Origin of the sequence: Pseudonocardia sp. UM4_GMWB1, assembly GCF_017312155.1 — a bacterium.
In the GTDB taxonomy this organism is placed as follows: domain Bacteria; phylum Actinomycetota; class Actinomycetes; order Mycobacteriales; family Pseudonocardiaceae; genus Pseudonocardia; species Pseudonocardia alni.
In genome coordinates this window covers 5,007,590-5,021,585 of the sequence record NZ_QJPN01000001.1, presented here as the reverse complement: position 1 = coordinate 5,021,585, position 13,996 = coordinate 5,007,590, and the positions used below count along the sequence as shown (strand labels likewise).

Annotated in this window: 14 protein-coding genes; 5 read left to right on the top strand and 9 right to left on the bottom strand. The window is 73.2% G+C overall.

The features are described 5' to 3' along the window. Nucleotides 1-2 precede the first annotated feature (2 nt). From DMP15_RS23455 to DMP15_RS23440, 4 genes are all read left to right on the top strand, one after another. Complete coding sequence (locus DMP15_RS23455; RefSeq protein ID WP_337826453.1) at nt 3-962, top strand: bifunctional 5,10-methylenetetrahydrofolate dehydrogenase/5,10-methenyltetrahydrofolate cyclohydrolase; 960 nt, start codon at nt 3-5, stop codon at nt 960-962. Beyond that, nucleotides 959-1,831 (top strand): formyltetrahydrofolate deformylase, encoded by an 873-nt coding sequence (purU, locus tag DMP15_RS23450; protein ID WP_337826452.1) that lies wholly within the window; start codon nt 959-961, stop codon nt 1,829-1,831. Before DMP15_RS23455 ends, purU begins: the two co-directional genes overlap by 4 nt. Continuing rightward, nucleotides 1,828-2,460: a cyclodeaminase/cyclohydrolase family protein gene (locus tag DMP15_RS23445; RefSeq protein ID WP_337826451.1), complete on the top strand. Its 633-nt coding sequence runs from the start codon at nt 1,828-1,830 to the stop codon at nt 2,458-2,460. The genes purU and DMP15_RS23445 overlap by 4 nt, the downstream gene beginning before the upstream one ends. Before the next feature lie 140 nt (nt 2,461-2,600). Next, entirely contained in the window at nt 2,601-3,875 is a 1,275-nt protein-coding gene (locus DMP15_RS23440; RefSeq protein ID WP_073575425.1) for an alpha-hydroxy acid oxidase, read from the top strand. Here the strand turns inward: DMP15_RS23440 and DMP15_RS23435 are convergent. Genes DMP15_RS23435 through mdlC form a run of 3 tightly spaced genes read right to left on the bottom strand, consistent with a single transcriptional unit; the run spans nt 3,856 to nt 8,289 of the window. Then, nucleotides 3,856-5,316 (bottom strand): aldehyde dehydrogenase family protein, encoded by a 1,461-nt coding sequence (locus tag DMP15_RS23435; RefSeq protein WP_179760822.1) that lies wholly within the window; start codon nt 5,314-5,316, stop codon nt 3,856-3,858. The genes DMP15_RS23440 and DMP15_RS23435 overlap by 20 nt on opposite strands. A 42-nt stretch (nt 5,317-5,358) precedes the next feature. Beyond that, nucleotides 5,359-6,696, bottom strand: coding sequence for an MFS transporter (locus DMP15_RS23430; RefSeq protein ID WP_073575423.1), 1,338 nt, complete (start codon nt 6,694-6,696; stop codon nt 5,359-5,361). A 21-nt stretch (nt 6,697-6,717) separates the two neighbouring features. After that, nucleotides 6,718-8,289 (bottom strand): benzoylformate decarboxylase, encoded by a 1,572-nt coding sequence (gene mdlC / locus DMP15_RS23425; protein ID WP_202417742.1) that lies wholly within the window; start codon nt 8,287-8,289, stop codon nt 6,718-6,720. Between the two features lie 117 nt (nt 8,290-8,406). Between mdlC and DMP15_RS23420 the strand changes: the two genes are divergently transcribed. After that, entirely contained in the window at nt 8,407-9,318 is a 912-nt protein-coding gene (locus DMP15_RS23420; protein WP_073575421.1) for a LysR family transcriptional regulator, read from the top strand. 54 nt (nt 9,319-9,372) lie between these two features. On the opposite strand, the gene DMP15_RS23415 is transcribed toward DMP15_RS23420, so the two are convergent. From DMP15_RS23415 to DMP15_RS23390, 6 genes are all read right to left on the bottom strand, one after another. Beyond that, the gene (locus DMP15_RS23415) at nt 9,373-10,719 is read right to left on the bottom strand and encodes an MFS transporter (protein ID WP_073575420.1); all 1,347 of its coding nucleotides are present in this window, start codon (nt 10,717-10,719) and stop codon (nt 9,373-9,375) included. A gap of 90 nt (nt 10,720-10,809) precedes the next feature. After that, nucleotides 10,810-11,559 carry an SDR family NAD(P)-dependent oxidoreductase gene (locus tag DMP15_RS23410; RefSeq protein ID WP_073575419.1) on the bottom strand — a complete coding sequence of 250 codons (750 nt, stop codon included), beginning with the start codon at nt 11,557-11,559 and terminating at the stop codon, nt 10,810-10,812. Further along, entirely contained in the window at nt 11,556-11,837 is a 282-nt protein-coding gene (locus DMP15_RS23405) for a muconolactone Delta-isomerase family protein (protein ID WP_073575418.1), read from the bottom strand. Before DMP15_RS23405 ends, DMP15_RS23410 begins: the two co-directional genes overlap by 4 nt. A gap of 11 nt (nt 11,838-11,848) precedes the next feature. Next, nucleotides 11,849-12,556, bottom strand: coding sequence for an alpha/beta fold hydrolase (locus DMP15_RS23400; RefSeq protein ID WP_073575417.1), 708 nt, complete (start codon nt 12,554-12,556; stop codon nt 11,849-11,851). Further along, the gene (locus DMP15_RS23395; protein ID WP_253067316.1) at nt 12,553-13,260 is read right to left on the bottom strand and encodes a 4-carboxy-4-hydroxy-2-oxoadipate aldolase/oxaloacetate decarboxylase; all 708 of its coding nucleotides are present in this window, start codon (nt 13,258-13,260) and stop codon (nt 12,553-12,555) included. The genes DMP15_RS23400 and DMP15_RS23395 overlap by 4 nt, the downstream gene beginning before the upstream one ends. After that, complete coding sequence (locus DMP15_RS23390; RefSeq protein WP_304580102.1) at nt 13,257-13,955, bottom strand: PIG-L deacetylase family protein; 699 nt, start codon at nt 13,953-13,955, stop codon at nt 13,257-13,259. Before DMP15_RS23390 ends, DMP15_RS23395 begins: the two co-directional genes overlap by 4 nt. Between the last annotated feature and the right edge of the window lie 41 nt (nt 13,956-13,996).

Genomic DNA, 13,996 nt, shown 5'->3' with positions numbered 1-13,996 from the left:
CGATGAGTGCCCAGGTGATCGACGGGCGTGCCTGCGCCCGCGCCCTCAAGGAGAGCCTGGAGGTGGACGTCGCACGCCTCCGCCACGAGGGTCTCGGTATCGGGCTGGCCACCGTCGTGATCGGTGACGAGTACGGCTCCGGCGCCTACGAGCGGCGCCTGCGCCGGCTGGCGGACGAGCTGGGCGTGACCTACTCGCCGCAGACGCTGCCCGGCGACACCGATCAGGAGGCGCTGCTCACCCGGATCGGCGAGCTCAACGCCGACCCCGCGGTGTCTGGCATCCTGGTCCTGCGCCCGCTGCCGTCACACATCGACGAGGCCGCCGTCTTCCGGGCCATCGACCCGATGAAGGACATCGAAGCGGTCCACCCGGAGAACGCCGGGCTGCTCGCCCTCGGCGTCCCACGGTTCGTGCCCTCCACGGCCGCGTCCTGCTTCCACCTGCTCGACACCTGGCTCGACTCCGTCGGCGAGGACCGTGCCGACTTCTACCACCGCGCGAACATCGTGGTGGTGGGCCGTTCGAACAACGTGGGCAAACCCGCGATCTCGCTCGGCTACGAGCGCCAGGCCACCGTGCAGTCCGTCGACGAGTGGGCCGACCGCACCACCGGGATCGGCCGGTACACCCGGTGGGCGGACGTCCTGATCGTCGCCGCGGGCAAGGCCGGGCTGATCAGGGCCGAGCACGTCGGCGAGAACGCCGTGGTCATCGACGTCGGCATCAACGCCGCCACCGGACCGGACGGCAGGGTGCACATGGTCGGCGACGTGGACCACGACGCCGTCGCCCCGCGTGTCCGCGCCCTCACCCCGGTGCCGGGCGGTGTCGGCCCGGTCACCGACGTCTGGCTGCTCCGCAACACCGTCACCGCGGCCCGCCTGCTCGCGGGCCGGCCGATCGACCTGGCCCGGCCGTCCCTGCCGACGCCGGCGCGCGTACTCCTGGAGGCATCGTGACCCCGCCCCTGGGCGCCCAGCACGGCGCTCTGCTGCTGTCCTGCCCCGATGCACCCGGCATCGTGCACGCCGTCACCGGCCTGCTCGCCGAGGAGCGGTGCACCATCGTGCAGAGCGCGCAGTTCGGCAGCGCGACGAGCGGCACCTTCTTCCTGCGGGTCGAGTTCGCCCGCATCGACGGCTCCCCGCTGGACCTCGACGCCCTGGGCCGCCGCGTCGGGTCGCTGGCCGAGCGGTTCGACATGACCTGGCAGCTCGCCGACGCCGCCCGGCGGCAGCGGGTCGTCATCATGGTCAGCAGGTTCGCGCACTGTCTGAACGACCTGCTGTTCCGCAACTCCATCGGCGAGCTGAACCTCGACGTCGTCGCGGTCGTGTCCAACCACCCCGATCTCGGCCGGATCGCGGACAGCTTCGGGGTGCCCTTCCGCCACATCCCGGTGACCGGGGAGACGAAGGCCGAGGCCGAGGCCGAGCTGGTCAAGCTCGTCCGGAGCGAGGACGTCGATCTCGTCGTCCTCGCCCGCTACATGCAGATCCTGTCCGACGACCTGTGCACGCAGCTCGACGGCAAGGCCATCAACATCCACCACTCGATGCTGCCGAGCTTCAAGGGCGCCAAGCCCTACCACCAGGCGCACGCCCGCGGCGTGAAGTTCATCGGCGCCACCGCGCACTACGTGACCGCGGACCTGGATGAGGGCCCGATCATCGAGCAGGAGCTCATCCGGGTCGACCACTCGCTGAGCCCCGACCAGCTCGCCGCCCGCGGTCGTGAGGCCGAGAGCCGGGCCCTGGCCCGCGCGGTGCGGTGGCACACCGAGAACCGGATCGCCGTGATCGGCAACAGGACGGTCGTGTTCTCGTGACCTCCGGGGACCTGGCAGACACCACGATCGGCGGGTTCCTCGACTCCCTCGCCGCCCGCGCGCCCGCCCCGGGCGGCGGAGCGACGGCCGCGCTGCACGCCGCGCAGGCCGCGGCACTGATCAGCATGGTCGCCCGCTACACGAGCGGCCCGGCCTACGCCGACCACGCCGACCTGGTCTCCAGGATCCTCGAGGACGCCGAGGCCGACCGCGCCGTGGCCCTCGCGCTCGCCGACGCCGACGCCGACGCATTCACCGCGGTCACCGAGGCGTACGCCCTGCCGCGCGGCACTGACGACGAGCAGGCCCGCCGCAGCGAGGCGATCGCCGACGCGCTGGTCGGCGCCGCCGGCCCGCCCGCGGACGTCATCCGCACCGCCGTTGCGCTGGTCGCCCTGGCCGAGGCCCTGCTAGCGGTGGCGAACCGCAACGTCGTCACCGACGTCGCCGCGGCCACCGAGGCGGCCCGGGCCGCCGCCACCACGGCCCGGCTCAACGTGGAGATCAACCTCGGCGGCATCCGGGACGAGAAGGTCCGCACCGAGCTGGTCGGCATCGCCGATCGGGTGCCCGAAGTCGTCGACCGGGCGGCCGCCGTCGAGCTGCGCGTGCGCGCCCTGCTCCGCTGACCCGGTGGCAGCTCGTCGAGGGAGCGCCGGTGCGTGGTAGGTGGCCACGCCGGCGGAACGAGGGGAGTCGACAACGATGTCAGAGCGCAGCGGAGAGATGTGGGCGGCGTGTCCGCCCGCCCGTACCTGGGAGGAGCACCGTGTCGCGTGACCGCCGGCGGGGTCCCCGGGAGTCCCGGCGCCTCCCGCGGTGGAGCGAGATCGCGCCGCTGCTCGCCTCGGCCCCGCGCGACCGCGACCCCGTGCGGCGCAGGCTCGCGCGGGCCCACGACATCGAGGACCTGCGGGAGATGGCGCGCCGCCGCACGCCCCGTTCGGTGTTCGACTACGTGGACGGCGGAGCGGAGACCGAGAGCACCCGACGCCGCAACGCCTCGGCCTTCGACGACGTCGAGTTCCTCCCGCAGGTCCTGCGCGACGTGAGCCGGGTCGATCCGGGCACCACGATCCTGGGCCGCCCCGTGTCGATGCCGTTCGTCTTCGCCCCGACCGGCTTCACCCGCATGGTGCAGCACGAGGGCGAGGCCGCGGTGGCCCGGGTGGCCGAGCGGGAGGGCGTGCCGTACGCGCTGTCGACCATGGGCACGATCTCGCCGGAGGACCTCGCCGCGGCGGCGCCGGGGGCCGACCGGTGGTTCCAGCTCTACGTCTGGCGCGACCGTGCCGCGTCCCGCCGACTGCTGGAGCGCGCGGCGGCGGCCGGCTTCACCACCCTCGTCGTGACGGTCGACGTCGCCGTCCCCGGAGCACGGCTCCGCGACCTGCGCAGCGGCATGACCATCCCGCCCACCCTGACCCTCCGCACCCTGGCGGGGATCGCCCGCAGGCCGCGGTGGTGGATCGACGTGGTCACGCACGAACCGCTGCGGTTCGCCGCTCTGGAGGAGGCGGGGGGCGGCTTCGCGGAGGTCGTCGACGGGGTCATGGATCCCGGGGTGGACTTCGGGGACCTCGAGTGGATGAGGGAGCACTGGTCCGGCGATATCGTGGTCAAGGGCGTGCTCCACCCCCGGGACGCGCGGACCGTCGTCGACTGCGGGGTCCAGGCGGTCGCGGTCTCCAACCACGGGGGCAGGCAGCTGGACCGTGCCGCGTCGACGCTCGCGGCGCTGCCCGAGGTCCGGGCGGCGGTCGGGACGGACGCCGAGGTCTACCTGGACGGCGGGGTGCGGTCCGGGACCGACCTCGCGGCTGCGCTCGCGCACGGGGCGGACGCCGTCCTGGTGGGACGGCCCTATCTCTACGGACTGATGGCCGGGGGTGAGCAGGGGGTGAGCCGGGTCCACGACCTCTACCGGCAGGGCTTCCTGCGTGCCCTCGCCCTGCTCGGGGTGACGTCCGTGGGAGAGCTGGGACCGCACCTGCTGCGGTGCCCGCCCGCCCACGGACCCCGGGTCACGACGCCGGTCGAGTGACCGTGTGCGGCTCGGTGAAGGCGTACAGACCGTCCTGACCGAGCTCTCGGCCGATCCCGCTCTGCCGGAACCCTCCGAACGGGGCGCGGTCGTCCGCCGCGGTGGCGTTCGCCTGGTTGACCCAGGTGGTCCCGGTCCGCATCCGTCGCGCGACGGCGGCGGCACGGTCCGGATCGGCGGACCAGACCGAGGAGCACAGCCCGGACCACTCCTCGTCCAGACCGGCGAGCAACGGCTCGAGGTCGTCGTAGGCGAGCACGGGCAGGGTCGGGCCGAACTGCTCCTCGTGGACGATCGCGAGGTCCGGATCGGGGTCGACGACCAGCGACGGGCGGAGGAAGTGGCCCGTACCCACCGCGTCGGACAGGCTGCCGTACTCGCGGACCTCCGCCCCCCGGGCGCGCGCCTCGTCGAGCTGGGCGAGCACACGGTCGCGTCCGGCGGCGGTGTGCACGGGACCGTAGGTGCTGGCCGGGTCGAGGCCCGGCCCGGTCCGCTGCCGGTCCAGCTCCGCGCCCAGGGCCTCGATCACCTCGTCCCGGCGGCGGCGCGGGACGTAGAGCCGCTTGACGGCCATGCAGACCTGGCCCGAGGTCATGAACGTCGCCCCGACCAGGGCGGACACGGTGCGTTCGTCGAGCTCGACGTCGTCGAGCAGGACGGCCGGGTCGTTGCCGCCCAGCTCCAGGGTCACCGCGGCCAGTGACCGCGCCGCCAGCGCCATCACCGCGCGACCGCCCGCGGTGCTGCCGGTGAACACGACGTGCTGCACGCGCGGGTCGACGAGCAGCGGCTCGACGGCGTCGTTGGTGCCGGTGACGACGTTCAGCACGCCCGGCGGGAGCCCCTCGGCGAGCGCCCGCACCGTCTGCACCACCGACAGCGGGGTGGTGGGCGGCGGCTTGACCACGACGGTGTTCCCCGCCACCAGCGCATAGGGCAGGCTCGCGGCCAGGATGGCGAGCGGCCAGTTGAACGGCACGACCACCGTCACGACACCCACGGGCAGCCGCAACACCTCCGTGTGGAAGGGCGGGGCGGGCAGGGTCCGGGACGGTTCGAAGGTCGCGGCCAGCGACGCGGCGTGCCTGCAGCGCATCTCGAACACGGCCAGGTCGGCGAAGGACTCTCCGAGGACCTTCCCGTTCTCGGCCGTCAGCACGGGCGCGACGGCCGGGGCCAGCCCGGCGAGCGGTGCGAGCGCCCGGAGCAGGATCTCGGCACGCTCGGCCGTGTCCCGCCGGGACCAGGCCGGGAAGGCCGCGTGGGCGGTGGCGACGGCGTGCTCGGCGTCCTGCGGGGTGGCGGACGCGGCGCGCCCGACGACGCGCTCCGGGGCGGCCGGGTCGTGGACGTCGAAGAACTCCGCGGTGGGCAGGTCCTGCCCGCCGATGTGGAGCAGGGCGGTGACCTCGGGGGCCGCCACGTCGGACGTGGTCATGGGGTACCTCCGGTGAGGGGTGGGATCGGGCCGGACAGCGGATCAGGTGAGCGCGGTGCGGGCGCTCTCCCGCGAGAGGAGGACGGCGAGGAAGCCGGCCGCGCACAGCGCGGCGTAGTAGACGAGGGAGGCGGTGAGCCCTCCGGTCGCGGCGACGAGCGCGGCCGAGACGACCGGCAGCAGCCCGCCGCCCAGGACGGTGCCGATCTGGCGGCCGAGGGCGATCCCGGACAGGCGCACCCGGGCGTCGTCGAACTGTTCCGGGTAGAAGCTGCCGGTCACCGCGAGGCTCATGGGCTGCAGCACCGCGCCGGGGATCGCGAGCGCGAGCACGACGAGGGCGGGATCGGCGGTACGCAGCAGGGGGAAGAACACGGCCACCACGTAGAGGCAGCCGAGCGCGTAGGCCAGCAGCAGCAGCGGCCGGCGCCCCACCCGGTCGCTCAGCCAGCCGAACAGCGGGTTGGTCAGCATTCCCAGGCCGTTGCCGATCACGATTCCCAGCAACGGCAGTGCCGGGCTCAGCCCGAGGGTGCCCGTCACGTAGGACAGGCCGAAGATCGCCGTGAAGTAGAAGACCGAGGACTCGGCCACCGCGGCGAACAACACCCGGGCCGTGGCCGCCTTGTGGCTGCGCAGCACGACCAGCAGCGGCATCCGTTCGGCACCCGCGGCGCCTACGGCCCGGGTGAACAGTGGCGACTCCGCCACCCGCACCCGCATGTAGAGGCCGACGAAGAAGATCACCGCGCTGGCCAGGAAGGGCAGGCGCCAGCCCCACGCGAGCAGGTCCTCCCGCGGCATCAGTCCCACGAGCAGCACCGCGGTCGCGCCGAGGACCGTGCCCCCCGCGGCGCCACTCTGCACGATCGCGGCGAACAACCCGCGGCGGCCACCCGGGGCGCTCTCGGTGGCGAGCAGGGGCCCCGCCGCGGACTCGCCGCCGAGCGCGAGACCCTGGACGAAACGCAGCACGACGAGCACGACCGGGGCGAGGAGCCCGATGGTCGTATACGTCGGCAGCAGCCCCATCGCCGTCGTCGCGGCGCCGGCCAGGGCCATCGTCCAGATCATGATCGGTTTACGGCCCACCCGGTCACCGAGGTGACCGAACACGATGCCGCCGAGCGGACGGGCGAGGAAACCGACCGCGAACACGCTGAAGGCGGCGATGGTGCCGACCAGCGGGCTGAACTGGGGGAAGAACAGGACGTCGAGCGCGACGGGGGCCAGGAAGCCGTAGACCAGGAAGTCGTACCACTCGATGGTGGTGCCGAGGAACGTCGAGGCGAGCATGCGACGCGAGCCCTTCGCGTCCCCGCCTCCCGGTGCGGGGTCGGCGGCGGCTCCGGCCGCGGTGTTCTCCGAGTAGGTGGACATCGTCGTCGTTCCTTCCCAGGGTCAGCGGACGTGTACGTCGAGGAGCACGGGGCCGGACGAGGTCAGTGCCCGCCGCAGCGCGTCCGCGAGCTCCGCGGGGCGCTGCACCGTCACGCCGGCGCACCCCATGTCGCGGGCCAGTCCGGCGTAGTCGATGCCGGTCACCGCGGTGCCGACCGGCTTGTCGATCCCGAAGTGGGCGGCGAACCCGTCGAGGGCGGCGTAGCCGCCGTTGTTCACCACGACGAAGGTGACCGGGGTGTTCTCGTGCGCCGCCGACCACAGCGCCTGGACCGCGTACATGCTCGACCCGTCGCCGAGCAGCGCGATCACCCGCTGTCCGGGCCGGGCGAGCGCGACACCGACCGCGGCGGGCATGCCGTGCCCGAGCCCGCCGCTGGCGCAGGTGAAGAAGGTCTCGGGACCGGTGAACGGCAGCCGCTCCTGCATCACCGCGCGGGTGCTGGGCGCCTCCTCGACCACGATCGCCGACTCCGGTCGCTCGTCGGCGAGGGTCTGCAGGAGGAAGGCCTCGGTGAGCTCCGCGGGCGCGGTGAGCCGCGCGGGGCGTGGCCTGCCCGGCGGAGCGGAGCGGGCGGGCGGGGCGCTCGCGGCCAGCACCTCGGTGACCGTGGCGCGGACGCCGCCCACGAGCGCCGTCCCCTCCGGCGTCCACGCCGCGGTGTCGGGGTCCTCGACGACCTGGAAGAGGACGCAGCCGGCCGGCAGCAGGGGACCGCGCCCCTCCACGTGGAAGGTGAAGACGGGGGCGCCGAGCACCACCACCAGGTCGTGGCCGGCGAGCCGTTCCCGGATCGTCTCGCGCGCCGCGGGCAGGAACCCGGCGTACAGGGGGTGGTCCTCCGGGAACCCGCACCGCGGGGACAGCGGTGCGGTCCACACGCGGGCCCGGTGTCGTTCGGCCAGCGCGACCACCTCGGCGAAGGCGTGGTCACGGTCGACCTCGGCGCCCACGACCAGCGCGGGGGAGACCGCCCGGTCGAGCGCGGTGACGAGTCCCGCCACGAGGTCGGGGTCCGGTCGCGCCGCCGCGCCGACGGGGCGCGGCCGGGGCTCCGCCCCGGGCTCGGCGGGTACCTCCCAGTCGTCGACCGGGATCGAGAGGAACACCGGGCCACGCGGTGGCGTCATCGCGACGTGGTAGGCGCGGGCGAACGCCGCGGGGACGTCCTGCGGTCGGGCCGGCTCGCAGCTCCACTTGACGTAGGGGCGCGGCAGCTCGGTCGCCCGCTCGTTCATCAGGAACGGCTCGCCGACCAGCAGCGACCTCGCCTGCTGTCCGGCCGTGACGACCAGCGGCGTGCGGTTGCGCCACGCGGTGAACAGGTTGCCCATCGCGTGACCCACCCCCGCCGCCGAGTGCAGGTTCACCAGTGCCGCGGTGCCCGAGGCCTGGGCGAAGCCGTCGGCCATCCCGACGACGACGGACTCCTGCAGGCCCAGGACGTAGTCGAAGTCGTCGGGGAAGTCCCGGAACATCGGCAGCTCGGTCGAGCCCGGGTTGCCGAAGACCGTCGTCATGCCGCGGGCTCGCAGCTGCGCCACGACGACGTCGCGCACGGTCGTGCTCATGCCCATCCCTCCGTTGCGGGTGCAGAGCGCCGGTCCGATGGCCGGCCGGGCCCGAGGATCCTGGATCGCGGACAGGCAACCAATGCATAGGACCGTCGAGAGTCATAACCTCTGGGCATGACCTTCGAGGCAGGGCAGCTGCGGGCCTTCCTGGCGGTGGCCGAACACGGGGGCGTCGGGCGGGCGGCCGCCGACCTCGGCCTGACCCAGCCCGCGGTGAGCCGGTCGCTGCGCCGGTTGGAGGTGGCGCTCGGCGCACCGCTGTTCGAGCGGCACAGCACCGGCATGCGCCTGACCGAGTACGGCCGCGCGCTGGCCCCGCGGGCCCGCGCCATCGAGGAGGAGGCCCAGCGTGCAGTGGAGGAGATCCACACCATGCAGGGCCGGGGCCGGGGCACGCTGCGGGTGGGCAGCGTCGGGTCGGTGATCGCCCACCTGGTTCCGCGGGCCGTCGACGCGCTGCTGGTCGGGCACCCGGGGCTGGAGGTCCACATCCTCGAAGGGGTCGAGGACGTGCTGGTCGAGGCGCTGGCGGCCGCCGAGATCGACGTCGCCGTCGGCGCTGAGCTCGACGCGGACGAGCGGATCGCCGTCGTGGGCAGCCTGCGCTGGCAGGACCACGTCACGGTGGTCGCCGCGACCGGGCACCCGCTGCGCGCCGAACCGGGAGTGGAGCTCGCCGACCTGCTCGACCAGCGCTGGGCGATGCCACCGGCGCGGACGGCGCCCCGCCGCGCCCTCACCGAGATCTTCCGCCGCGCCGGGCTCGACGAGCCGCGGACCACCGTGACGACCCGCTCGGTGGTCGCGCTGAAGGCGCTGGTGGCCGACGCGGGATTCCTCAGCGTCATGCCCCGGCCGCTCTTCTCCGCCGAGCGCCGGGCCGGGACGATCGAGTCCCTCCACGTGCCGGGGGGGACCCGGGCGCGCCGGTTCGGGGTGTTCCGCAGGCGCGGCGGAGCGATGACGGGGCCCGCCGAGTCCTTCGTGGAGGAGTTGCGGCCGATCATCGTCGCGCTGCGGACCTGAGCGCGCGCGCCTGCCGACGACCTCGGTCCGGCTGCCCGTCATCGCCGGGCCGGTTCAGGCGGAGGCCTCGTCGGGCAGTCGGCAGGCGGGCTCGGGCTCCTCGGCGTGCAGCACGCGCCGGCTCGCGGACAGGATCGCGACGAGGCTGATCAGCGACACCGCCCCGAGCAGGACGGAGACGGCGATCGAGCTGTCGAACTCGGCGAGCAGGGCGGTGGCGGCCAGCGGGGTGAGCCCACCCCCGAGGATCGACGCGATCGTGTAGGCGATGGAGGCGCCGCTGTAGCGCAGGCGGATCGGGAACATCTCGGTGATCAGCGCCGGCTGTGGCCCCGCCATGATCGAGTTCGCGGCGGTGATGACGAGCAGTGCCAGGACGATCAGCGGTACGGAGGCCGTGTCGACGAGCCAGAACAGCGGGAACGCCCAGAGGACTCCGATACCGGCGCCCAGGGCGAAGGTGGCCTTGCGGCCGAAACGGTCGCCCGCCAGGCCTGCGCCGAGCATCATCAGGATCCAGCCCACGCTGACGCCGACGAGGATCCACAGCATCGTCGAGGTGGGAAGGCCGAGCCTGGTCGTCCCGTAGGAGACCATGTTGACCGAGACGAGGTAGCCGATCGCCGGTGCGGCGATGGAGGCGAGGCTGCCGATCAGGATCTGTCGGGGGCTGCGCCGGAACACCTCGACGATCGGCATCTTCTCGACGGTGCCGGAGTCACGGACCTTCTCGAAGTCCTCGCTCTCCTCGATGGCCAGCCGGATGACGAGTCCGACGATGATGAGCAGCGCGCTGCTGAGGAATGCGACCCGCCACCCCCATGCGGCGAACGCCTCCGGGGACATCAGGCTGGTGAGGAGCAGGAAGGCCAGCTGCGAGAGCAGGATGCCGGACGGCAGGCCGAGCTGGGGGAAGCAGCCGTAGAGCGAACGGCGCTTCGGTGGGGCGTTCTCGACGGCCATGAGTACCGCGCCCGCCCACTCGCCACCGACACCCGCACCCTGGATCAGCCGCAGCACCACGAGCAGGATCGGCGCCCAGATGCCGATGGTCTCGTAGGTGGGGATGAGACCGATGAGGGTCGTGGCGACGCCCATCATGAGCAGGGAGACGACCAGCATCGACTTGCGTCCGACACGGTCGCCGAAGTGCCCCATCACGATGCCACCGACGGGGCGCGCGATGAATCCGACGGCGAAGGTACCGAGTGCGGCGAGGGTCCCCGCGGTCTCGGAGAAGCCGGGGAAGAACTGCGTGCGGAAGACCAGCGTGGCCGCGACTCCGTAGATGAAGAAGTCGTACCACTCGATGGTCGTGCCGATGTAGCTGGCGAACGCGACCGTACCGGGCTTGCGGCGGGCGGCAGTGCCTCCCGACCGGGCCGACGTGCTGGTGGCCATGAGGCTCCTCGTTGAGCAAGCCGGTCCTCTCGGACCGGGCGGGGACGGAGATGGATGCGTGGCGTGCGTGACCCGAGTGGGCCACGGTGATCAGTGCAGAAGACCGCCGCCGTCACAGACGAGCGACTGGCCCGTGATCCGTGCGCCGTCGGCGGAGGCCAGGAACGCGATCAGCCCCGCGAAGTCCTCCGGTGTCACGAACTCCTGGATCGCCTGTTGGGACATGGTCCGGGCGAAGACCTCGTCGCCCGAGTGCGCGCGGGTGCCGGGCGTGGCGACCTGGGCGGGCAGCACCGCGTTCACGCAGATGCGGTGCTCGCCCAGCTCACGGGCCATGACCCGGGTCATTCCGAGCAGTGCGCCCTTGCTGGCGATGTAGCCGATCTGTCCCGGTGCGCCGGTGAAGAACGTCCGGGACGCGACGTTGACGATCCGGCCGCGGTGCGCGCTGTCCCGCAGGTGGGGAAAGCAGGCCTGCACCATGAGCAGCGGGCCGACGGCGTTGACGTCGTAGAAGCGGTGCAGCTCCTCAGGCGTCGCCTCCAGCAGGCTCGCGCGGCCGGAGAGGAGCCCGGCGTTGTTGACCAGGACGTCCACGCCGCCGAACCGGTCGGCGACCTCGCCGACCGTGCGGCTGACGGCTGTACGGTCGGTGACGTCGCAGGCCCGGTGGACGATGGATCCCGGGAAGTCGTCCCTGCGCAGCTCCGCGGGATCGGTCGCCAGGTCCAGGGCGGCGACGGTCGCGCCGTCGGCGGCGAGCCGCCGCGCGATCGCGCTCCCCAGACCGCCCGCCGCGCCGGTCACGATCGCGACGACGCCGGCGAGCCGGGCGGTCACCCCTTCTTCTCCTGCGGGTGGGTGGCCAGCGCCTCGACGGTGACGTCCATCCACGTCCACATGGGCAGGGACACGAGGGCGTCGTGCAGGGCGGCGGGATCCTCGGCCTCGTAGAGGCCGATCGTGGCGTTGCGACCGGGCACCCGCCAGAGCCGCCGGAGGACACCGGCCTCGCGCAGCTCCGTCGCCCGCTCCCGCTCACCCTTCCTGAGCCGGTCCCGGATGTCGGCGGGAGTATCGTTCGGCAGCCTGTTCTCGGTGCGGACCAGGAATTCCATGACGTGTCCTCTCAGCTCGGGGCGATCTCGAGCAGCAGCGCGGCGAGCTCGTCGGGCGCGGTGACCATGGCCTCGTGACCGGTGGCGAGCCGGTGCGTCGGCCAGCCGCGGACCGCGGCACGTTCGGCGTGGGCCGCGAAGACCCGCATCCACTCCACGCACTCGATGAACACGGCCGGGACCTGGTCGCCCTTGCCGGTCAGCCGGAGCGGTTCGGTGTAGGTGAGCCAGGGGTGCGGGGTGAGCCGGGGGGTGAGCCAGTCGATGTCGGCCTGCTCGGTGACGCCGAGCTTTGTCAGCGACCGGGGTGGGACCAGCCACCCGAACCCGGGGCCCTCGGCGGCCTCGCGCCAGTGCCCGGCCACGGTGGCGGGCTGCAGGTCGATGGCGGCCTCTCCGTCGTCGCCGACGAAGGCGTCCAGGTAGACCCGGGTGGCCAGGCGCTCCGGGACCCGGTCGGCCGTGCCGGTGACGATCTGCCCGGCGTAGCTGTGCCCGACGAGCACGACCTCGCGCAGGTCGTAGGCCTCGATCATCCCGACGACGTCCTGGACGTGGGTCGAGAGCCCGACCTGCGGGGTGAGGGTGTGGGCGCGGTCGGACAGCCCGGTCAGGGTCGGGGTGTGGACGTCGTGGCCCGCGGCACGCAGGGCCGGGACCACCCGCTCCCACACCCAGCCGCCGTGCCACGCGCCGTGGACCAGGAGGAACGTGCTCACGGGGTCTCCTCCCCGTCGGCGAGGTCGTCGACGTAGCGGACGCCGAGCCGTTCCAGCAGGGGGCGCATGCCGTAGACGTCGAGACCCAGCTCGCCGTCGCGGAACCGGCGACGCTTGGCCTCCTCGTTCGCCTCGCGTTCCGCCGCGGCCGCGACGACGGTCCCGCCGTCGGCCAGCGGGACACAGAGCACTCCGTCGTCGTCGGCGACGATGATGTCGCCGGGGTGGACGAGCTGACCGGCCACCACGACCGGCACGTTGACCGATCCCGGGACCGCCTTCGCGGTGCCCTGCGCGTGCACGGCCCGCGACCACACCGGGAAGCCCATCGCCTGCAGGTCCGCGATGTCGCGCACTCCGGCGTCGGTGACCAGGCCACGCACGCCGCGGTGCAGCAGCTGGGTGGCGAACAGGTCGCCGAACATCCCGTCGGTGCACCGCGAGGTGGTGGCGACCACCAGGACGTCGCCCGCCCGGCACTGCTCGATCGACGCGTGGATCATCAGGTTGTCCCCGGGATGCGACAGGACGGTCACCGCCCGTCCGGCGATCCGGGCACCGGGGTAGATCGGGCGCAGCTCGGGACCGAGCAGCCCACGACGGCCGTGGGCCTCGTGGGCGGTGGCGACGCCGCTCGTCGCCAGCGCGTCGACGACCTGCGGTGACGGCCCCCGCGTCGTCCGGACGATCACGTGGCCGGTCACAGCAGCACGTCCCCGACGATCGGGAACACCCGCTGGTAGGCCTCGGCCTGCACGATCGACCTGGCGCCGCCGTTCCGCACGGCCTGCACCCCCCGGCGCAGGCCGAGATCGGTGTAGTACTGCACGAGGTGCGCCTGCGCTCCCATGCACTCCATGGCCTTGCGCTTGCGGTCGAACACCGGGGTGATGTCCAGCAGCAGGTTCGGAGCGAAGCCGCACTGCTCGGGCTGGTGCGGCTCGAACTGCAGCACCTGCGGTGCTCCGATCGGGCTCGTCGAACGGTCGTGGCCCGCGGCCTGCGCGACCTGCCGGGCGAGCAGCGTCGCCTCGTGCGCGGCGTCGTGGTCGCGGTTGTACGGGTCGTTCGCGACATGGGTGAGCAGCAGCTCGGGTTGTGCCGACCGCATCGCGCCGACGATGCGGTCGAGCCCGGCGTCGTCGATGCGCAACGGGTAGTCGCCCAGGTCGAGGAAGGAGATCGCGGCGCCGAGCGCCTCCGCGGCCCCCTCGGCCTCGGCGCGCCTGCCAGCCTTCGCCTTCTCCAGGGTCATGCCCTCCTGCCGCCACAGGCCCTGGGACTCCCCGCGCTCGCCGTAGCTCAGACAGACGATGCGCACGTCGTAGCCGCGCTCGGCGTAGAGGGCGAGCGCTCCCCCCGCGCGCCACACGAAGTCACCGGAGTGGGCACTGACCACCAGTACGGAGGGTCGTTTCTCGTCAGCCATCGCTGCAGCCA